General features: G+C 58.2%; 18 protein-coding genes. 7 read left to right on the top strand and 11 right to left on the bottom strand.

Translation table 11 applies throughout. The annotated features are described in order from the left end of the window. Window positions 1-512: 512 nt before the first annotated feature. Window positions 513-1,289 carry an enoyl-CoA hydratase gene (locus VGE55_RS02310; protein ID WP_331130099.1) on the bottom strand — a complete coding sequence of 259 codons (777 nt, stop codon included), beginning with the start codon at window positions 1,287-1,289 and terminating at the stop codon, window positions 513-515. A gap of 150 nt (window positions 1,290-1,439) precedes the next feature. On the opposite strand from VGE55_RS02310, the gene VGE55_RS02305 reads away from it, so the two are divergent. The 5 genes from VGE55_RS02305 (at window position 1,440) to VGE55_RS02285 (ending at window position 6,898) form a co-directional block, all read left to right on the top strand. After that, window positions 1,440-2,186, top strand: coding sequence for an SDR family NAD(P)-dependent oxidoreductase (locus VGE55_RS02305; protein ID WP_331130098.1), 747 nt, complete (start codon window positions 1,440-1,442; stop codon window positions 2,184-2,186). Between the two features lie 61 nt (window positions 2,187-2,247). Continuing rightward, on the top strand, window positions 2,248-3,576 hold the full coding sequence (locus VGE55_RS02300; RefSeq protein WP_331130097.1) for an FAD-binding domain-containing protein: 1,329 nt from the start codon (window positions 2,248-2,250) through the stop codon (window positions 3,574-3,576). Further along, window positions 3,573-4,055: a DUF3429 domain-containing protein gene (locus VGE55_RS02295; RefSeq protein WP_331130096.1), complete on the top strand. Its 483-nt coding sequence runs from the start codon at window positions 3,573-3,575 to the stop codon at window positions 4,053-4,055. The genes VGE55_RS02300 and VGE55_RS02295 overlap by 4 nt, the downstream gene beginning before the upstream one ends. 51 nt (window positions 4,056-4,106) lie before the next feature. After that, window positions 4,107-5,090, top strand: coding sequence for an MDR family oxidoreductase (locus VGE55_RS02290; RefSeq protein WP_331130095.1), 984 nt, complete (start codon window positions 4,107-4,109; stop codon window positions 5,088-5,090). Between the two features lie 5 nt (window positions 5,091-5,095). Further along, the gene (locus VGE55_RS02285; protein ID WP_331130094.1) at window positions 5,096-6,898 is read left to right on the top strand and encodes a PDZ domain-containing protein; all 1,803 of its coding nucleotides are present in this window, start codon (window positions 5,096-5,098) and stop codon (window positions 6,896-6,898) included. Here the strand turns inward: VGE55_RS02285 and trpC are convergent. From trpC to rpe, 7 genes are all read right to left on the bottom strand, one after another. Further along, complete coding sequence (gene trpC / locus VGE55_RS02280) at window positions 6,895-7,683, bottom strand: indole-3-glycerol phosphate synthase TrpC (RefSeq protein WP_331130093.1); 789 nt, start codon at window positions 7,681-7,683, stop codon at window positions 6,895-6,897. The two genes, VGE55_RS02285 and trpC, sit on opposite strands and share 4 nt — an antisense overlap. Before the next feature lie 7 nt (window positions 7,684-7,690). Next, entirely contained in the window at window positions 7,691-8,728 is a 1,038-nt protein-coding gene (gene trpD / locus VGE55_RS02275) for an anthranilate phosphoribosyltransferase (RefSeq protein ID WP_331130092.1), read from the bottom strand. 21 nt (window positions 8,729-8,749) lie between these two features. Further along, a complete protein-coding gene (locus VGE55_RS02270) occupies window positions 8,750-9,334 on the bottom strand; it encodes an aminodeoxychorismate/anthranilate synthase component II (protein WP_331130091.1) in 585 nt (194 codons plus the stop codon). An 82-nt stretch (window positions 9,335-9,416) separates the two neighbouring features. Next, window positions 9,417-10,064 carry a response regulator gene (locus VGE55_RS02265; RefSeq protein WP_331130090.1) on the bottom strand — a complete coding sequence of 216 codons (648 nt, stop codon included), beginning with the start codon at window positions 10,062-10,064 and terminating at the stop codon, window positions 9,417-9,419. 119 nt (window positions 10,065-10,183) lie between these two features. Then, window positions 10,184-11,689, bottom strand: coding sequence for an anthranilate synthase component I (trpE, locus tag VGE55_RS02260; protein WP_414674937.1), 1,506 nt, complete (start codon window positions 11,687-11,689; stop codon window positions 10,184-10,186). Next, window positions 11,686-12,375: a phosphoglycolate phosphatase gene (locus tag VGE55_RS02255; protein ID WP_331130089.1), complete on the bottom strand. Its 690-nt coding sequence runs from the start codon at window positions 12,373-12,375 to the stop codon at window positions 11,686-11,688. The genes trpE and VGE55_RS02255 overlap by 4 nt, the downstream gene beginning before the upstream one ends. Next, complete coding sequence (gene rpe / locus VGE55_RS02250) at window positions 12,372-13,067, bottom strand: ribulose-phosphate 3-epimerase (RefSeq protein WP_331130088.1); 696 nt, start codon at window positions 13,065-13,067, stop codon at window positions 12,372-12,374. The genes VGE55_RS02255 and rpe overlap by 4 nt, the downstream gene beginning before the upstream one ends. 231 nt (window positions 13,068-13,298) lie before the next feature. Here rpe and apaG point away from each other — a divergent pair, with 231 nt between their 5' ends. Beyond that, window positions 13,299-13,682: a Co2+/Mg2+ efflux protein ApaG gene (gene apaG, locus VGE55_RS02245; protein WP_331130087.1), complete on the top strand. Its 384-nt coding sequence runs from the start codon at window positions 13,299-13,301 to the stop codon at window positions 13,680-13,682. Here the strand turns inward: apaG and VGE55_RS02240 are convergent. Continuing rightward, window positions 13,679-13,870 carry a hypothetical protein gene (locus VGE55_RS02240; protein WP_331130086.1) on the bottom strand — a complete coding sequence of 64 codons (192 nt, stop codon included), beginning with the start codon at window positions 13,868-13,870 and terminating at the stop codon, window positions 13,679-13,681. The genes apaG and VGE55_RS02240 overlap by 4 nt on opposite strands. Here VGE55_RS02240 and VGE55_RS02235 point away from each other — a divergent pair. Next, a complete protein-coding gene (locus tag VGE55_RS02235; RefSeq protein WP_331130085.1) occupies window positions 13,869-15,116 on the top strand; it encodes a murein transglycosylase A in 1,248 nt (415 codons plus the stop codon). The two genes, VGE55_RS02240 and VGE55_RS02235, sit on opposite strands and share 2 nt — an antisense overlap. Here the strand turns inward: VGE55_RS02235 and VGE55_RS02230 are convergent. Together VGE55_RS02230 and VGE55_RS02225 are read right to left on the bottom strand one after the other, a co-directional pair. Continuing rightward, on the bottom strand, window positions 15,113-16,546 hold the full coding sequence (locus VGE55_RS02230; RefSeq protein WP_331130084.1) for an efflux transporter outer membrane subunit: 1,434 nt from the start codon (window positions 16,544-16,546) through the stop codon (window positions 15,113-15,115). The two genes, VGE55_RS02235 and VGE55_RS02230, sit on opposite strands and share 4 nt — an antisense overlap. After that, window positions 16,543-19,611: a multidrug efflux RND transporter permease subunit gene (locus VGE55_RS02225; protein WP_331130083.1), complete on the bottom strand. Its 3,069-nt coding sequence runs from the start codon at window positions 19,609-19,611 to the stop codon at window positions 16,543-16,545. Before VGE55_RS02225 ends, VGE55_RS02230 begins: the two co-directional genes overlap by 4 nt. Window position 19,612 lies beyond the last annotated feature (1 nt).

Here is a 19,612-nt window from a genome sequence, read left to right as displayed (position 1 = left end):
TCATTTACTTTATTACCGTGCGAGCACTGACACTTCAATCGTGAAACCAAAGCGTCGTTTTCGAAACAAAAACAACACCCGTCTCAATCGGTCAGCGCCCACACTTATCGGCTGTTAACTTGTTAAAGAACATTCGAAACTTATTCACGCTACAATCTTCAAATCGCTTCGAAAACCGCTTGCTTGCTTCGTTTCGCGCTGCGTGTCGTGCAGCAGAGAAACGAGATTATGCACACCTCTTCCCAACCTGTCAAACACTTTTCGGAAAAAAATCACATAAAAGTGATGCACTGCACCAGGGTGTTTTTCACTTACAACAACAGGGCAAAAATAAGCCCCTGACGCGCAAGTATTTTTCTGACACAACCCGAAAAAAAGTTGAGGCCCGAAGGTCCCAAAATTTTTTCAAATTTTTTGATTTTTTTGCCAGACGACCCGCACAGCGCAGCGGCTGAACTCATTTAAGGCGACATTGAAGGGTTGGTTAAGCCCTTCAATGCACCACCGACGGCTTATTTGTTCTTGAATTCGGGCTTGCGTTTGCCCACAAATGCCGCCATGCCCTCTTTTTGGTCCTCGGTGGCAAACAAGCTATGGAACATGCGACGCTCGAACAGCATGCCTTCGGACAAGGGGCCTTCAAATGCGCGGTTGACGCTTTCCTTGGCCATCATGACCGACGGGATGGAATAAGCGGCAATCACGGTGGCAGCTTCCACGGCTTCATCCAGGCAACGGTCGGCGGGCACCACTCGGGACACCAAACCAGCGCGCTCGGCTTCGGCGGCGTCCATCATACGGCCAGTCAAGCACAGGTCCATCGCCTTGGCTTTGCTCACGGCACGGGGCAGGCGTTGTGTACCGCCGGCGCCGGGAATGATGCCCAACTTGATTTCGGGCTGGCCGAACTTGGCGGTATCGGCACAAATGATGAAGTCACACATCATGGCCAGCTCGCAGCCACCGCCCAAGGCAAAGCCACGGACTGCTGCAATCACGGGTTTGCGGACCGACTTGATGGTTTCCCAGTTGCGGGTGATGTACTCGCCCTTGTAGACATCCATATAAGAGTAGTTGGCCATGGCGGCGATGTCGGCCCCGGCTGCGAAGGCCTTGTCGCTGCCAGTCACGACCATGGCACCAATGTTGTCGTCGGCATCAAATGCCGAGAGCGCCTGACCCAGCTCGGTCATCAACTGGTCGTTCAGTGCATTGAGCACCTGTGGGCGGTTTAGGCGCACGAGGCCTACCTTGCCGATGGTTTCTACAAGAATGCATTCATAGGTCATGGGTGTCTCCTGTTGATCTAAGCCATGTGGATTTTGTGCAAAAAGTCTACCCCGCAGACGCGCTGTTCGGTCTCGCTGGTGATTCTTGTCGTGACTTTATTTTCTGTCTAGGACAAAATACGGAAATTAAGCAGTTTTTTGGAGAAATCAGTGCCGTCGCGTATTTTTGTCATGGGCGCAAACAGTGCCATCGCGCAACAATTGATTCGACGCTGTCGCGCTGCCGGCCAAACTGTGGTCGCCGCAGGCCGAAACCGCGCTGTATTGGAGGCGCTGTATGGCGACGATGATGGCGTGATGTTGCTGGAGGTGCAGGCCACCGATGCCGCGTCGGTTGAGGCCGGGTTTTCAACATTGCAATCCAACAGCATCGCCATTCACGGGTACGCGCATTGCGTGGGTTCAATTTTGGTGGCCCCCTTGGTTAAAACCACAGCGACCCAGATGGCTGATGTGTTGTCGGTGAACTTGCTGTCGGCCTGCTATGGCTTGAAGGAATTTTTGAAACTGGCCAAGCAACAGGGCATTGGCGGGAGTGCGGTGTTGGTGTCGACCTGCGCGACCGGCATCGGCGTTGCCAATCATGAGGCGATTGCAGCCGCCAAGGCTGGGGTCGAGGGCTTGGCTCGAAGTGCAGCGGCCACGCATGCAGCAGACGGGATACGGGTGAATGTGGTTGCCCCCGGGTTGACGGACAGCCCGATGGCCCAAGCCTTTTTAAAAAGCGAGGTGATGCGGGCGGCCAGTGAAAAACAGTACCCGCTGCACGGTGTGAACTCGCCGGACGATGTGGCCAGCGCCATGAATTGGCTGTTGAGCGAAGAGGCCCGGCGCATCACCGGAACCGTGATGAATGTGGACGGCGGCTTTCGAAACACCCGTCCATTGGTGAAATAGGCAGCACGACTGCGCAGGCAGACACTTTCAATGCAAGAAAAACGGCAAGGACCTTATTCAAATGCAGCAACGATTCCTTCCCGATTTTGCGCCGACCCGGCAGGCCGCTTTGGCTGCAGTCGCCCGGGTCAACCCGGTGGCGTACAGCAAGACTCGAAATTTTCTGGATGGGGCCGTCACTTACCTGGCCCCCTGGATTACCCATGGATTTGTGAGCGTACGCGAGGCGACACAAGCCATTCACCAAAAACACCCGTTGAATTTTGACGACAAACTGGTGTTTGAATTTGCCTGGCGCGAATTCTTCAAGCATGTACACGGTGAGCTGGGGGACGGCATATTGAAGGATGTGCGTCGCCCAGTGTGGGGCGGACGCTATGCCGGCGACATGCCAACCGACATTCTGGAAGCTCGAACCGGCGTGGCCGCCATCGATGCGGGTGTACGGCAACTGTACGAGACGGGCTACATTCACAACCACACCCGGATGTGGATCGCTTCATACACGGTACACCTGCGCAAGGTGAACTGGCGCGCTGGGGCAGACTGGATGTATGCCCATTTGCTGGACGGCGATTTGGCGTCCAACCACTTGAGTTGGCAGTGGGTGGCGGGCACGTTCAGCCACAAGCCCTATGTATTCAACGCTGAGAACGTGCGCAAGTACGCGCGCCACCTGGACTGCAGCGGGACCAGCATTGACACCGATTATGAAAGTCTGGAGGCGACCGCGCGCAGCAAGCGGGATGTGGGCCCGGAGCGTGGTGTTCAAAGCATGGGAGTGGATGTGCCGGGCTTGCTGGGCTGCGGCGCGGACTTTCTCGAAGAACTGGACAGACTGGACGTTCTGCCTGAGTTGAGCGGCGCAGGGAAATCTGCATGGGTCGACGCCCGGCAGTTGGGAGCCGATGGGATATCGTGGCTGAACCGGATGCAGTTGCCGGACGATGCGGCTGTGCGGTGGGTGCACCCTTGGGACCTGGGATGCCTGGAGAAACAGGATGGCGCCTTCAAGATTGGCATACTGGACGCCGCATTTCATGCTGAACACCCTTGGAATGCGCGTCGCTGGCGCTTTGTGCTAGAGCCGATGCGTCGCCATTGTCAATCGATTTTGGTGGTGGACAGCCGTTGTACGGGGAGCATGGACCAGTTGCGGGAAGCGTTGATGCAAGCGGGCATTTCGGGCGACATTGAACACACGCTGAACCCGGGCTACAAGCAACTGCACCAGGCACTGCCAGCACGGTGGCGTAAACAAGCCAGCCTGTTGCCCAACCCGGGCAGTTTTCAGCAGAGCTTTTCGCGGTTTTACCGGGAAGCAACTGCCATGGCTGGCTCGCTGGATGAGGCGCTCGGCGAATTTGAATTGGAGACGCAACAACCATGACAGGACAAACATCAAGCCGGTGGATGGACATCTTGGGCTACGCGGGACTCATTCCTTTCCTGGGTTTGGCTGGATTGACTGCGCTGCACAGCGGCACCGAAGTGGCCAATGACTACGCACACATCAATGTGCTGTACGCACTGTGCATTGTTTCTTTTTTGGGTGCTGTGCATTGGGGCCTTGCTTTGATGCAATCCAACCTGCAACACCCCACCTACCTGGCTGGACTGACTCCGGCAGAATTCGAGACGCGCAGCTTTGTGTGGGGTGTGACGCCTTCGCTGTTGGCGTGGATTTCAGCGGCGTTTACACCAGCCTATGCAACCCTGTGGGTCTTGACCGGCATTTTGGCGTTGGTATGGCTGGCCGACCAAGCCATGCTGAAACCCATGAAGGGATTTGCGCGGTATCTCCGACTGCGCAACCACCTCACAATTGGCGCGATGCTGGGGTTGGTCCTGACGGCTTGGTTCGCTTAAATGGTGTAGTCTTTGGCTGGTTAAAATGACACCTGAGAAGCCGGAGACAACATGTTCAAAGCAGTATTTCTACAAAAAAACGAGCAGGGCGAATTCAAGGCCAGCATTGAAGAACTGAGCGAGAGCCAGTTGCCCGAGAGCGGCGATGTGCTGGTCGAAATTTCCCATTCCACACTGAATTACAAAGACGGCCTTGCGATTTGCAACAAGTCGCCGGTGGTTCGCCAGTGGCCGATGGTGGCCGGTATTGATGGCGCTGGCAAAGTGTTGGAAAGCGCTCACCCCCGTTTTAAAGTGGGTGATGAGGTCATCCTGAACGGCTTTGGCGTGGGCGAAACCCACTGGGGCTGCCTGGCTGGCAAGGCCAAACTGAAAGGCGATTGGTTGATCCACCGCCCTGCCGGTTTGAGCGCGGAACAGGCCATGGCGATTGGTACAGCGGGTTACACCGCCATGCTGTGCGTGCTGGGCTTGGAAAAATCTGGCGTAAAGCCAGAGCATGGCGAAATTTTGGTGACGGGTGCCACCGGTGGTGTGGGCTCAGTGGCCATCGCCTTATTGAGCAAACTGGGGTACACCGTGGTGGCCACCAGCGGCAAACCCGAGCAAGCCGAATTCCTGAAAAGCCTGGGTGCGCATGATGTGATGGACCGCAATGCCTTGAGCGCAGCCGGTAAGCCATTGCAGAAAGAGCGTTGGGCCGGCGTGGTGGACTGTGTGGGTTCGCATACCCTGGCCAATGCGTGTGCGCAAACCAAATACGGCGGCACGGTAACTGCCTGCGGTTTGGCGCAGGGCATGGACTTTCCGTCGTCGGTTGCGCCGTTCATTTTGCGCGGTGTGACATTGAAGGGCATTGATTCGGTGATGGCACCGATTGCGGTTCGTGAAGAAGCCTGGACACGATTGGCCAAGGATTTGGATTTGAACAAGCTGGCCAAGCTGTCTCGGGTGATTTCGCTGGAAGAGAGTTTGGGTGCAGCAGCGCAGATTATGGCGGGCACCAACACCGGCCGCGTGGTGGTGAAGGTTTAAGTGCCATGCTGAAGTACACCGTCCGTGTGGCCGACCCCAAAGGCCACTATTTGCATGTGTCGCTGGCATTCGATTGGGAGGGCGACTCGCCCGACCAACCGGTGTTGCGCTTACCCGCCTGGATACCCGGCAGTTACATGATCCGGGAATTTTCCCGGCATGTGATCTCGGTACAAGCCCGGGCGAATAGCACACCGGTGGCTGTTCAGAAGTTGAACAAAGACCATTGGCAGTTGACACTGGGCTCACCGCGTGAGCCTTGCCAGATTGTGTGCGAATGGACGGTGTATTGCTGGGACTTGTCGGTGCGTGGTGCGCATGTGGATGAGACCCATGCCTTTTTCAACGGCACCAGCCTGTTTTTGTGTCCAAAAGGCTTTGAACAAGCGCCGATTGAACTGACACTGACGAAAGAAGCACCGTGCCGGCAAGCGACCTGGACGGTGGCCACTGGCTTGAGCGCACTGACCGCCATTGGGTTGACGACCGAGCTGAAGACAGGCGAGTCCATCACCTACACCGCCCCGAATTACGATGCCTTGATTGACCACCCGGTTGAGATGGGTGAGCTGCAAGTGGGCCGGTTTGAGGCGTGTGGCGTACCACATGTGTTTGCGGTGTATGGCGCCGATGCAGACCTGGACATGGCGCGACTGTGCAACGACCTGAAGCCCGTGTGCGAAGCCCAAATCGCCCTGTTTGACCCCGAGAAAAAACAAGCCCCTTTCGAACGCTATTGCTTCATGCTGCACGCCACTGACAAAGGCTATGGCGGCTTGGAGCATAGAAACAGCACCGCGCTGCTGTGCGCACGCACTGACTTGCCGCAACAAGGCGTGGCAGAGGCGCCCAAAGGCTATGAAGAATTTTTGGGCCTGTGCAGCCACGAGTACTTTCATTCGTGGAATGTGAAGCGCATGAAGCCCGCGGTGTTTTTGCCGTATGACCTGACCCAGGAAAACTACACGCGGCTGCTGTGGATTTTTGAAGGCTTTACCTCGTATTACGACGACCTGATGTTGGTGCGGGCCGGAAAGATGGACGAGGCTGCCTATTTGAAGGCTTTGGGCAGAACAGCGACGCAAGTGTTGAAGAACCGGGGGCGCTTGGTGCAAAGTGCGGCCGACAGCTCAATGGATGCCTGGACCAAGTATTATCGCCAAGACGAGAATGCGCCCAATGCCGTGGTGAGCTACTACACGAAAGGCGCGCTGATTGCGCTCTGCCTGGACAGCCATATTCGAGCCAGTACACAGGGCACACGCAGCCTGGATGACGTGATGCGCCTGATGTGGCAAAAAAAGGGAAGTGAACAAGCGGGTTTGGGCGAATCGGAATTTCCGGCTTTGGTGCAGGAAGCAACCGGTGTTGAGGTGAGCGCGCTGATTCAACAGTGGGCTTACAGCACCGATGAACTGCCGCTGCAGGACAGCTTGCGCACCTTGGGCTACCAACTGGACACCAAAACCGAAGGTGCCCCGGTGTTTGTGGGCATGATGGTACAGTTTTCCAGCGAGGGCATGCAGGTGAAACAGGTGCTCAATGGCAGCCCTGCGCATGTGGCGGGTTTGTCGGCTGGTGATGTGGTGGTGGCGCTGGACGAGCGAAGAGCCACGGAAGCCCAGTACAAACGGCGACTGGCCGCTGCGAAAGCGGGCGATGTGCTTACACTGATGGCCTTTCGGGCTGAGCGCCTGATGACCTTCAAACTGACACTGGACAATGCGCAGCCAACAGAGTGGTTGATTCGCAAAGATGAGTCCGCTCAAGGTGCGGTTGTTGCACCTTGGCTGGATGCGCGTGCCTAGCCAAACAGCTTGGCCAGTGCTTCGCCGGGCGACGGTGCACGCATAAACGCCTCGCCCACCAAAAATGCATGCACACCCTGACTGCGCATGCGCTGCACGTCCTCGGGTGTTGAAATGCCACTTTCTGTGACCAGCAGGTGGTTGGCACCCACCTTGTGACGCAGGTTCAACGTGGTGTCCAGCGACACCTCGAAGGTGCGCAAATTGCGGTTGTTGACGCCCACCAACGGTGTCTTCATTTGCAAGGCAATGTCCATTTCGGCTTCATCGTGCACTTCCACCAGCACATCCATGCCCAGCTCGTGGGCACAGCTTTCGAGCTCGAGGAGTTGGGGCAAATCGAGTGCAGAAACAATCAAGAGAATGGCGTCGGCCCCCAAGCCGCGCGCTTGCACCACCTGATAGGTGTCGATGATGAAGTCTTTCCGGATGGCGGGAAGGCCACTGGCCTGACGCGCCATGTCCAGATACTGGGGCGCACCCTTGAAATACTGAATGTCGGTGAGCACAGACAGGCAGGTGGCGCCATGCTCGGCGTAGCTTTTGGCAATGGCTTCAGGGTCGAAGGGTTCGCGGAGAATACCTTTGCTGGGACTGGCCCGCTTGACCTCGGCGATGACGGCTGGCTTGCCCGCAGCCACAGCCGATTTCATGGCCTTGATGAAGCCTCGGGCGGGCTCCAGGCGAGCGGCCTTGGTCAGCCACTGAACCTCGGTAAGGATTTGTTTGCCCAGCGCGATTTCTTCACGTTTGGTGGCGAGGATTTTGTCGAGAATGTCGCTCATGGGGACCTCAGCGCGAAACCAATTGGGTGAATTCAACAAACTCGCGCAGCTTGCGCAATGCAGCCCCGGAGGCGACTTGCTGACGTGCGAGCTCAACTCCCTCTTGGAGACTGTTCACCAACCCTGCCGTGTACAAACCGGCTGCACCGTTGAGTAACACAATGTCGCCCACCGCCCCGCCCTTGCCTTCCAGGGCATGAAAGATTTTGTCGCGAGACTCTTCCACAGACCGGGCCTTCAACGCGTCGTGCGAAGCGCGCTGCAAACCAAAGTCTTCAGGGCGAACCGTGTACCGGTTCACAACGCCGTTATTCAGCTCGGCCACCTGCGAGTCGCATTCAATGCACAGTTCGTCCATGCCGTTGTTGCCATGAACGATGAGCGCACGCACCGAACCCAACCGAGCCAGCACCTGCGCCTGAAGGTCGAGCAGATTGGCGCTGTACACACCCATGACCTGCCGCTTGGCCAGTGCCGGGTTGGTGAGTGGTCCCAAGATGTTGAACACGGTGCGAACGCCGAGCTCTTTGCGCACTGGGCCAGCAAAGCGCATGGCGCTGTGGTGGTTGGGCGCAAACATGAAACCGATGCCCACCGACTGGATGCACTGGGCAACCTGCTCGGGCTTTAGGTTGATGTTGACGCCGAGCAGCTCGAGCACGTCGGCACTGCCAGAATTGGAGGACACACTTCGACCACCATGCTTGGCCACCTGACCGCCGGCCGAAGCCAGCACAAACATGGATGCGGTGGAAATGTTGAAGGTTTGTGCACCATCGCCACCCGTGCCGCACAAATCGACCACAGGGCTGTCGGCTGGCAAAACCACGGGGGTAACCAGGTCACGCATGACTTGTGCCGCAGCGGCCACTTCATCCACCGTTTCACCCTTGACACGCAAAGCCACCAAGAGGCCAGCCACTTGAACGGGCGTCAAACCCCCGTTGAGCAGTTGCTCAAAGGCTTGCCGGGTGGTGGCATAGTCCAAATCATGACCAGCCAGAAGCTGGTTGAGGGTGGCAGAGAAGCTGAAGGTCTCGGACATGGTGATGCGTTGAAAGTTGGGTCAGGCGGCGTGGTGCTGGGCCACGCGCTTGAGGAAGTTGCGAAGCAGGTCGTGCCCACGGTCGCTCAGAATGGATTCCGGGTGAAACTGCACCCCTTCGACGTCGAACTCGCGATGGCGAACACCCATGATTTCGCCATCGGCTGTTTCGGCCGTGACTTCCAGGCAATCGGGCAGGCTTTCACGCTCAATGGCCAAAGAGTGGTAACGGATACAGGTGAGCGGATTGGGCAGCCCCTCGAAAACGCCGACATTGTGGTGGTGAACGGGGGATGTTTTGCCATGCATGATGGTTTTGGCCCGCACCACCTTGCCGCCAAAGGCTTCACCAATCGCTTGATGGCCCAGACACACCCCCAACACCGGCACGACGCCGGCGAAGCGTTGGATGACTTCGATGGACACACCCGCTTGCGCTGGGGAACAGGGGCCGGGGGACACACACACCGCTGCAGGCCTGAGGGCCAAGGCCTCGTCCACGCTGATCGCGTCGTTGCGCACCACATGCACCAACTGCCCCAGTTCGCCAAAGTACTGAACGAGGTTGAAGGTGAAGCTGTCGTAATTGTCGATCATCAGGAGCATGGTGCGCCTACGGATGGGGAAGTAAACCGGGGAAATTCAATTCTCCCACAGATCGACCCACAACCGGGGCGCGCGCAGCAACTCAGGTCACCAACAACGGCAACAGGCCCGCACAGTGAACATTCAAAGCAGACAAGGCATTTTCGATTTCACTGGTGCGGCGGCCCGGGCGGCCCAAATAATGCCTTAGCCGTGTGATGGCCTGGGTCATGGAATGAAAGCCCAACAAGGTGGCCTGCTGGTAGAGCTTTTGCAAAGCCCTGTCGGTGAGTGGCTCGGAACGCAGTGCTGAAACATCCTCCACAAAGGCCTGCACGTCTTCGGATTGGGCGTACTGCGCGACACGCTGGTTCATTTGCTTGAGTTGGTCCAGCACATGGTTGAGTGCGTCCTGCAGCACATTGGCTTGCAGGGGTTTGACCACCAAACGTTGAACACCGGCCGCCTTGGCCTGCAGCACTTGCTCCCGCTGAGGGTGCGTGGTCATCATCAGGGTGGTGGTGAAGGCCAGCTGACCTTTTTCGTTGGCCAGGCGCATGAGGTGGGCACCATCGCCGTCGTGCAGGTTCAACTCACAAATGACGAACGGAATGTAGTGTGGGCCAGCAAGTTGCACGGATGCATCGTTGCAGGCATCCACCCAGTGAACAAGACCGGGCCACTGGGGTTCCAGTGTCTGAATAAGTTCAAGGGCCGACTGGCGATCATCCTCCAAAAGCAACAGCTTCATGCATCCTCCCGTTAACTGCTGGCGCACTGTGTACACGTTCAGTTAACGCGAGAATAGGTGAAGGTGACTTTTCCCTATTTGGGGGAGAGGTCCGTTCTGCTCCTTCCGAGGGCTATTGTTTAGCTGAGTTCGCCGTCCAGCCCGTGTTGAACCAGTTCGGCAGCACGCATCACAGCGCGGGCTTTGTTCTCGGTTTCCATCCATTCGCTGTCGGCCACCGAGTCGGCCACCACACCTGCACCCGCTTGCACGTAGAGCATGTTGTCTTTCACCACACCACTGCGGATGGCGATGGCCACATCCATGGTGCCGGTGAAACTGAGGTAACCGCAGGCACCACCGTAGACGCCGCGCTTGGTCGGCTCTAGCTCATCAATGATTTCCATGGCGCGCACTTTGGGCGCACCCGACAACGTGCCTGCCGGGAAGGTTGCGCGCAACACGTCCATGGCCGATAAACCGGGCTTGAGCACACCCTGCACGTTGCTCACGATGTGCATGACGTGCGAATACCGCTCGATGACCATTTTCTCGGTGACTTGCACGCTGCCAGTTTGCGCGATGCGGCCTACATCGTTGCGGGCCAGGTCAATCAACATGACATGCTCGGCAATTTCCTTGGGGTCAGCCAACAACTCGTCAGCCAAAGCCAAGTCCTGCTCGGGCGTTTTGCCGCGAGGGCGCGTGCCAGCGATGGGGCGCAAGGTGATGAGGGATTGGTGATCCGCTTGTTGGTCTTGTCGCACCAGAATTTCGGGCGATGAGCCCACCACCTGAAAGTCGCCAAAGTTGTAATAAAACAAGTAAGGCGAGGGGTTGAGCGAGCGCAGCGCACGGTAGAGGGAGAGCGCACTCTGTGTGAATTTTTTGGACAAGCGTTGGCCGATCACCACCTGCATGACGTCGCCGGCTGCGATGTATTCCTTGGCCTTGGCGACCATGTCAAAGAAATGGTCTTTGCTGAGGTTGTGCTCAATCGGGGTGACTTCGGATGCACCGCTGAGAGGAATGGCTACGGGTGTGCGCAACTGCGCCATGAGGCGCTTCAATTCAGCCACACCATCCTCATAAGCATGCGCCTGCGCGGGATCGACAAACACGATGAGTTGAATGGTGCCTTTGATGTTGTCCACCACCGCCATGCGGTCGGTGAGCATCAGCAGAATGTCGGGAATGCCGAGGTCATCGGCTTTGCGGCTCTGTTCCAGACGGCCTTCGATGTAACGCACCGTGTCGTAACCGAAGTAGCCTGCCAAGCCGCCGAAGAAGCGGGGCGCACCCTCCACAGGCGGCACTTTGAACCGTGCATGATACTGCTCGATGAAGGCCAGCGGATCACCAGAGAATTGCTCGGTGACGGTGCGTTTGCCATGGCTGTCGGTGTGACTCACTTCAACACGGTGCTCAACCACTTCAATGGTGGTGCTGGATGGCAAACCGATGAAGGAATAACGGCCTGAGCGTTCGCCCCCCACCACCGATTCCAGCAGGAAGGTGTTTTTTTGGTTGGCCAGTTTGAAGTAAATCGACAGGGGTGTGTCGAGGTCGGCGTAGCACCGGGCAATCAACGGGATGCGGTTGTAGCCCTGGGCAACCAAGGCATCAAATTCGGAACGGGAAATCATGGGTTCACCTGGCTGGGCTGTTGGGCGCGCACACGGTCAGCGGCCTGCAACAGGGTGTCGATGTGGCCATCGCACGGGGTGCTTTGAATGGGCCGGCCTTCGTTGTAACCATAGGGCAACAGCCAACAGGGCACGCCGGCGGCCTTGGCGGCCTGTGCATCGTTGAGTGAGTCGCCAATGAACAATGCATCCGCCGGGGCTACGCCCAAGCGCTCACACGCTTTGAGCACGGGTAGAGGGTCGGGCTTTTTGCGCTCGTAAGTGTCGCCACCAACAACGACGCTGAAATACTCGGCAATACCGCTGCGCTCAAGCAATGGGCCGGTGAACCGCTCGGGTTTGTTGGTGACCACGGCCAGCTTGAAGCCAGCTTGTTGGAATGCAGCCAGCCCCTCACGCACGCCCCCGTAAAACTCGGCATGCTGGCCATTGATGTGCTCATAGTGGGCATGCCAGATGGCATTGGCTTTGTCGAACAGGGCAGCATCAGCCCGACCATCCAGCGTACCGGTGAGGCTGCGGTGAATGAGGTTTTCAGCGCCCTTGCCCACGTAGGTGGCAACGGTGTGCTCGTCCAGCTCGGGCAATGAAAGATCGCGCAGCATGGCATTCACGGCAGCGGCGAGGTCGGGCACGGTGTGGAGCAATGTGCCGTCCAAATCAAACAGGATGGCGCGGATGCTCATGCGGCCCCCTGCCCTTTCACCCCGGCCAACTCGGCGCGCATGGCGTCAATAACCGCTTTGTAATCGGGCTTGCCGAAAATGGCGGAGCCCGCCACAAAAGCGTCTGCACCCGCTTTGGCAATGGCGGCGATGTTGTCTGGCTTCACGCCACCATCCACCTCCAGGCGAATGTTGTTGCCGCCCGCAGCCACATGGGCATCGATGCGGCGGCGCACTTCGGCCAGCTTGTGGAGGGTTTGTGGAATGAAACTTTGCCCACCAAAGCCCGGGTTGACCGACATCAAGAGCACCAAGTCCAGTTTGTCCATGATGTGGTCCAACCACTGCACGGGGGTGGCCGGGTTCAAGACCACACCGGCCTGGCAGCCCTGGTCACGAATAAGGCTCAAGGTGCGATCCAGGTGGTCGGTGCCCTCTGGGTGCACACTGATGATGTTGGCGCCTGCCTTGGCAAAATCGGGAATGATGCGGTCGGCCGGGCGCACCATGAGGTGCACGTCAATGGGTGCTGTGGTGTGGGGGCGCAAGGCTTCACACACCAAGGGCCCGATGGTCAGGTTGGGCACATAGTGGTTGTCCATCACGTCGAAGTGAATCCAGTCCGCGCCCGCAGCAACCACGTTCTTGACCTCCTCGCCCAGGCGGGCAAAGTCGGCCGACAAAATACTGGGGGCAATCACGAAAGAATTCATGGACATCAACCTGATGGAGTGCGGGGTACGGCGCTAGGCGCAAAGCAATAGTTTAATCGAAACAAGCTGCCAGACAGGGCTGGGACCGCGACACCCGGCTGGCTTCGACATTGACAGTTCAGCAAGGCCAATTGTGAAATTGGCGGTTTGGGCTCATACTGATCGGCCGATTACCGTTAATTAACCCACACCGCCACACCGGGCGCGTTCCAGCGTGCGCCAAGAACCACAATGAGCAGCGATTCACCCTACCAGTTTGAAGTGCGTGTCAGCACCCAATTTCTTGATGAGCAAAGCGACAAGGAGAAAGGGCCTTACGTGTTTGCCTACACCATTGAAATTGAGAATGTGGGCACTGCCACAGCCCAACTGGTGAGCCGGCACTGGATCATCACCGATGCCTACAAAATTGTTCAGGAAATTCGCGGCGATGGCGTGGTTGGGGAACAACCCACCTTGAAACCCGGTCAGATGTTTCAATACACCAGCGGATGCCCCCTGCCCACGCCGGTGGGCACCATGAAAGGCGACTACACCTTTGTGGGCGAAGGTGGCGAGCAATTCCAGGTGGACGTTCCGGAATTCATGTTGTCCATGCCCCGGGTACTGCATTAAACCTGTGGTTTGCTCGGCTCTGGCGCCGAAGGTGCGTCGGTGGGTTGCGCTGTGGTCTGCTCAAGGGTCTCTTGCTCCAAGGGCTCGTCGGGCGGTACTGCATGATCAACACGGGCCCGCATCGTCCACCACATGATGAACACGATGGCGCCCAGCGCCAACACCATTTCTGCAATGAGTAACCACATGTTGATTGATTCCCTAAAGACGCTTCGGCTTGGGCGCTGGATTGCCCAGATCACCCTGGCTGGCATTGTAGCGGGCTGCGCGACGCAGCAGATTCCTCCACAGACCCCAAAGCCAGTGAATTGTTCCTGCCCGGCCCCAGAAGAAAAGCCGGCGGAGAAGCCCCCTGCACTGCCATTGCTGGAAAAATCGAGCTTCTCGCAGCTGCCCGGTTGGGCCAGCACCAAGGGGCAGAAAGCCGCGCTGGATGCCTTCATGGCGCAATGCGGGGTGTTGCAGCGGCGCAAGGCCAGCCCCGCTGGCTTGGTGGAGATGTGCAGGCGTGCGCCAACGCTCAACACCGATGAAGAGGCCCGCAACTGGATGGAAAAAGAACTGGATGTGTGGCAGTTGCAACAGGAGGACGGTCGAAAGGAAGGTTTGCTGACGGGCTACTACGAACCCTTGCTGAATGGATCGCGCAAGCCCACAGGCCGCTTCAATGTGCCGCTGTACGGTGTGCCTTCGGACCTGATCACCGTTAAGCTGGATGAACTGGTGCCCGAACTGAAAGGCAAGCGCATCCGAGGACGGGTTGAAGGCAACACCCTGGTGCCCTATTACGACCGCGCCGAATGGGAAACCAATGTGGGCCCAAAGCGTGGCAACGTACTGGTGTGGGTGGACGACAAACTGGATGCATTTTTGCTGCAGGTGCAGGGCTCGGGGCGCGTGAAGTTGCCCGATGGCAGTGTGATCCGCCTAAGCTATGCAGACCAGAACGGCTACCCCTACAAGGCCATTGGGCGTGTGTTGGTGGAATGGGGTGAACTGACCACCGCACAGGCGACCATTCCGGGCATTCGCGCTTGGGCTGAGAAGAACCCGGCCAAAGTGGACAAGTTGCTGAACAACAACCCCAGCGTGGTGTTTTTTGCGGAAAACACAGTGCTCAGCCCCGAACAAGGACCGATTGGGGCTTTGGGCCTGCCGCTGACAGGGGAATTCAGCCTGGCTGTGGACCGCAGCCTGGTGCCCTATGGTGCGCTGATGTGGCTGGACAGCACCAACCCCGTGAACCAGAAACCGATGCAACACGCAGCACTGGCGCAGGACACCGGCGGCGCCATTCGTGGCCGTGTGCGCGCAGATTATTTTTGGGGCACCGGCCATGCGGCCGGAGAAGCTGCCGGGAAAACACGGCAAACCTTGCGGCTGTGGCTGCTGTGGCCCAAAGGGGTAGACCTGCCCAAGACGGGCAACGATTAACGCTCGACGGCCCGACCACCGGTGTTTTTCAACAATTGAACCACCGCAGCCACGCTGCGGTTCCAGAGGTTGATGCGGGCGGTTTCGGCGTTCAACTCGGCCACCTGGGCCGAGATCACGGTGAGTGCATCGGCTGTACCGGCCTTGTATTGGTTCTCGGCCACTTCGCGGGCCAGTCGGGCCGATTGCAGGGCCTGCATTTGCGACTCCCGTTCTTCCGCCAAATAGCGAATGGCCGCCAGGTTGTCTTCCACCTCCTGAAAAGCTGACAACACGGTTTGCCGGTAGGTGGCCGCGGTTTGATCGTAAGTGGCGCGTGCCTGCTCAACTTGTGCAGATCGAGCACCCGCATCAAACAAATTCAAAGCCAGCGCAGGCCCCACCGACCAAAACCGCCCAGGTGAAGTAGTGAGGTTGCTCCAACTGTTGCTGCGAAAGCCGGTGCTGGCGGACAAATTCAAACTGGGAAAATAGGCCGCACGGGCCACACCGATTTGTGCGTTGGCAGCGGCCACCTGCCGCTCGGCGGAATACACATCGAACCGGCTGAGCAACAACTCGGAGGGCAACAAAGCGGGGGTTGCCGGAATGGCGGCCTGCTCAATCGACCAGTCGCCGCTGGGGTTCAGGGCCAGCGCAGCGGGCGCTATGCCCAACAAAACAGCAATGGCGTTTTCAGTTTGCACCCGCGACAAGGTGGCTTCGGACAATTGTGTGCGGGTGTTGTTGAGCAAGGTATCGGCCTGCGCTAGGTCCAGCTTGGACGCCACACCGGCATTCAAGCGGTTTTGGGTGAGCGTGCGAAAGCGCGTGTAGGCTTCGACACTGCGCTGTAAAAGGGCCTCTTGCTCCATGGAGGCCCGCCACAAAAAATAGCTTTGGGCGAGCAAGGCCTGTGCGCTGACCCGGGCAGAACCCACGAGCGCCTCGGCGGACTGGGCGCGTGCATCGGCTGCATCCACACCACCGGACAACTTGCCCCACAGGTCCACTTCCCAAGCCGCTTGGGCTGACAAGGTATACAGGTTGGTCACCGGCGATTGCATCACTGTGGTGTTACCCGTGTTGCCATTGCGGCTGCGGGTTGCGCCCAGGTTGCCATTCAAGGTGGGGAAGAGGCTGGCGCGTGCACCGTCAAGTGCAGCCCGTGCGCTGCGGTATTGGGCTTGTGCAATGGCAATGCCCGGGTTGTTTTGTGTGAGCTGTTCTTCAAGCTGGTTCAAGACCGGGTCGTTGAACACCACCCACCAATCGGCACGGTACTGCACCTGCCCGGCTGTGGGGCGCCATGGCCCGTCCTGTTTGAATTCGGCGGGCACCGGTGTATTCAGTGCGGGCGTGGTGTAAGTGGGTGCCAGGCTGCAAGCGCTGAGTGGCAGTAGCACAACGGGCACACACCAATGCGCGACGCGTTTGGACAAAGCAATCATCGTTTTGACTTCCCTAGATAGCGGTCCAGCAGGATGTACACCACCGGCGTGGTGTACAGGGTCAACAATTGGCTCATGAACAAACCGCCCACAATAGCAATGCCCAGTGGGGTGCGCAGTTCGGCACCATCCCCACTGCCCAAGGCCAAGGGTACGGCACCCAGCATGGCGGCCAGTGTGGTCATGAGAATGGGCCGAAAGCGCAGCACCGCCGCCCGATAAATGGCGGGCGCAGCCGATGAGCCCATGCGGCGCTGCCGGTCGATGGCGAAGTCGATCATCATGATGGCGTTTTTTTTCACAATGCCAATCAGCAAGAGCACGCCAATGAGTGCAATCACACCGAACTCTTCACCAAACAGCATCAGCCCCAGCAACGCCCCCACACCGGCAGAAGGCAATGTGGACAAAATGGTGAGCGGGTGCACCAGGCTTTCGTAGAGTATGCCCAAGACCAAATAGATGGTGACAATGGCCGCCAGAATTAGCAAAGGCTGGCTGGACAACGATTGCTGAAAAGCCCCGGCACTGCCCTGAAATGTACCGCGCAAAGCCACCGGCGGCGTGAGGCGCTCGTAGGCTTGCTGAACAGCTGCCGAGGCCTCGCTGAGCGAATAACCGGGGGCCAAACCAAAACTGATGGTGGAGGATGGAAAGCCGCCATCGTGGCTGACCGACAGCGGTGCATTGCCTGGCACCACCCGGGCAAAAGCCGACAGCGGCACCTGACCGCCATCGGGTGTGGAAAACCGAATGGCCTTTAAGCTTTCTGGCCCTTGAAGGTAAAACTCGTTGAGACCCAACACCACCCGGTATTGGTTCAACGGGTTGTAGATGGTGGACACTTGGCGCTGCGAAAACGCATTGTTCAAGGTGGTGTCGATGTCGCGCACATTCAGACCCAAGCGGGCTGCAGCATCTCGATCAATCACCAGGTTGTTTTGCAAACCTTTGTCCTGCTGGTCGGTGTCAATGTCCACCAACTGTGGCAAGGCGGACATGGCCTCGCGCACTTTGGGTTCCCAGTCGCGCAGCACACTCAAATCATCGGCCAGCAGCGTGAACTGAAATTCTGAACTGGTTTGCCGTCCACCAATGCGGACGTCCTGCGACGGGGTGAGAAACAGCGAGGCGCCCGGCACGTGGGCCAATTGCTTGCGAAGCCGCCCGAGCACCTCCACCATTTTCGCGCTGCGTTCTTTCAGGGGTTTCAGCGTGACGAACATAAAACCGCCGTTGCGGCGCCCACCACCCACAAAACCCACCACCGCCGACACATCGGGGTCGGCCTGCACAATGGCCATGAGCTGGTTCATTTTGCCTTCCATGGCCTGGTAGGAAATGCTTTGGTCACCGCGGATGAAACCCAGCAAACGGCCCGTATCTTGCTGCGGGAAGAAACCCTTGGGAATGTGAATGTACAAGTACACATTGAGTGCGACGGTGGCCATTAGCAGAACCATGACCAAGCCGGTGTGGCGAATGGACCAGGCCAGACTTTTTCGGTAAGCGCTGCGAACCGCTTGCAAGCCCTTGTCGAGCCATGCCATGACGCGGCTGAAACGCCCTGCCGAAGACTCGGCGTGATCGGGCTTGAGCAGTTGCGCAGCCATGGAGGGCGTGAGCGTGAGGGACACCACCAGCGACACCACAATGGCTGCTGAAAGGGTGACTGCGAACTCTCGGAAAAGCCGCCCCACAATGCCGCCCATGAGCAACACCGGGATGAACACAGCAATCAGCGACAGGCTGATGGAGATCACGGTGAAGCCAATTTCACGCGACCCGTCCAGCGCTGCACGGTAGGCCGATTTGCCACGCTCCATGTGGCGCACAATGTTTTCCTGCACGACGATGGCGTCGTCCACCACAAAGCCGGTGGCCACCACAATCGCCATGAGCGACAGGTTGTCCAGGCTGTAGCCAAGCAGGTACATGATGGCAAACGTGCCAATCAGCGACACCGGCACCGCCACACTCGGAATGACCGCCGCGCGCCATTTTTTCAGGAACAGCAACACCACCATCAACACCAGCGCCACCGAAATCAGCAGGGTTTTTTCCACCTCTTTCAGAGAACCGCGAATGGTGGGCGTGCGGTCCAGTACCACATCCACACTGATGGCTGCAGGCACCATGGCCCTCAGGTTGGGCAGCAGTTCACGAATGCGGTCTACTGTGCCGATGATGTTGGCACCCGGTGACCGGTACACCACCAGCACCACGGCAGGCTTGCCATTGGAAGCCCCGTAGGTGCGAATGTCCTGAACCGAATCGGACACCCGCGCCACATCCTGCAACTGGATGGCTGCGCCGTTTTGATAACGCACCACCAGCGGCTTGTATTCATCGGCCTCGCGGGACTGGCTGTTGAGGCCAATCTGCCAATAGTGATTCACACTTTCAACCAAGCCCACCGGACGGTTGGTGTTGGAATTGGCAATGGTGTTGCGCACGTCCTCCAGGCTGAGGCCTTTGGCCGACAAGCGGTTGGGATCGACATCGACCCGAACAGCGGGCAAAGCACCACCACCAATATTCACCTGCCCCACGCCATCAATTTGCGACAAGCGCTGCGACAGAATGGTGGAGGCGTAGTCGTACAACTCGCCGCGCGTGTGGTGCTCGGAGGTGAGAGCGAGAATGAGAATGGGTGAGTCGGCCGGGTTGACCTTTCGATACGTGGGGTTGCTGGGCAAACCCGATGGCAGCAGCGAACGAGAGGCATTGATGGCCGCTTGAACTTCCCGGGCTGCACCATCAATGTCGCGGTCCAGGTCAAACTGAATGGTGATGCCGGTGCTGCCTTGCGAACTGCTGGAGGTGATTTCAGTCACCCCTGCGATGCGGCCCAGTGCCCGTTCCAGCGGCGTGGCCACCGTGGCAGCCATGGTTTCTGCACTGGCACCGGGCAAACTGGCCTGCACACTGATGGTGGGAAAATCCACCTGCGGCAAAGGCGCCACCGGTAGCGCAAAAAAACCCAGCATACCCGCCAGCACCACCCCCAGACTGAGCAGCACAGTGGCCACCGGCCGATGGATAAAAATGGCCGAGAACCCCATG

This window comes from Limnobacter sp., from assembly GCF_036405155.1.
In the GTDB taxonomy this organism is placed as follows: Bacteria; Pseudomonadota; Gammaproteobacteria; order Burkholderiales; family Burkholderiaceae_B; genus Limnobacter.
This window is presented reverse-complemented; position numbering and strand designations above follow the sequence as displayed.

Coding starts and splice junctions, on each gene's coding strand:
- VGE55_RS02270 (WP_331130091.1), bottom strand. CDS start 9,334: ATGCTCCTGATGATCGACAATTACGACAGCTTCACCTTCAACCTCGTT.
- VGE55_RS02295 (WP_331130096.1), top strand. CDS start 3,573: ATGACAGGACAAACATCAAGCCGGTGGATGGACATCTTGGGCTACGCG.
- apaG (WP_331130087.1), top strand. CDS start 13,299: ATGAGCAGCGATTCACCCTACCAGTTTGAAGTGCGTGTCAGCACCCAA.
- trpD (WP_331130092.1), bottom strand. CDS start 8,728: ATGTCCGAGACCTTCAGCTTCTCTGCCACCCTCAACCAGCTTCTGGCT.
- VGE55_RS02225 (WP_331130083.1), bottom strand. CDS start 19,611: ATGGGGTTCTCGGCCATTTTTATCCATCGGCCGGTGGCCACTGTGCTG.
- VGE55_RS02285 (WP_331130094.1), top strand. CDS start 5,096: ATGCTGAAGTACACCGTCCGTGTGGCCGACCCCAAAGGCCACTATTTG.
- VGE55_RS02230 (WP_331130084.1), bottom strand. CDS start 16,546: ATGATTGCTTTGTCCAAACGCGTCGCGCATTGGTGTGTGCCCGTTGTG.
- VGE55_RS02240 (WP_331130086.1), bottom strand. CDS start 13,870: ATGTGGTTACTCATTGCAGAAATGGTGTTGGCGCTGGGCGCCATCGTG.
- trpC (WP_331130093.1), bottom strand. CDS start 7,683: ATGAGCGACATTCTCGACAAAATCCTCGCCACCAAACGTGAAGAAATC.
- VGE55_RS02255 (WP_331130089.1), bottom strand. CDS start 12,375: ATGAGCATCCGCGCCATCCTGTTTGATTTGGACGGCACATTGCTCCAC.
- VGE55_RS02300 (WP_331130097.1), top strand. CDS start 2,248: ATGCAGCAACGATTCCTTCCCGATTTTGCGCCGACCCGGCAGGCCGCT.
- VGE55_RS02235 (WP_331130085.1), top strand. CDS start 13,869: ATGTTGATTGATTCCCTAAAGACGCTTCGGCTTGGGCGCTGGATTGCC.
- VGE55_RS02265 (WP_331130090.1), bottom strand. CDS start 10,064: ATGAAGCTGTTGCTTTTGGAGGATGATCGCCAGTCGGCCCTTGAACTT.
- VGE55_RS02290 (WP_331130095.1), top strand. CDS start 4,107: ATGTTCAAAGCAGTATTTCTACAAAAAAACGAGCAGGGCGAATTCAAG.
- trpE (WP_414674937.1), bottom strand. CDS start 11,689: ATGATTTCCCGTTCCGAATTTGATGCCTTGGTTGCCCAGGGCTACAAC.
- VGE55_RS02310 (WP_331130099.1), bottom strand. CDS start 1,289: ATGACCTATGAATGCATTCTTGTAGAAACCATCGGCAAGGTAGGCCTC.
- rpe (WP_331130088.1), bottom strand. CDS start 13,067: ATGAATTCTTTCGTGATTGCCCCCAGTATTTTGTCGGCCGACTTTGCC.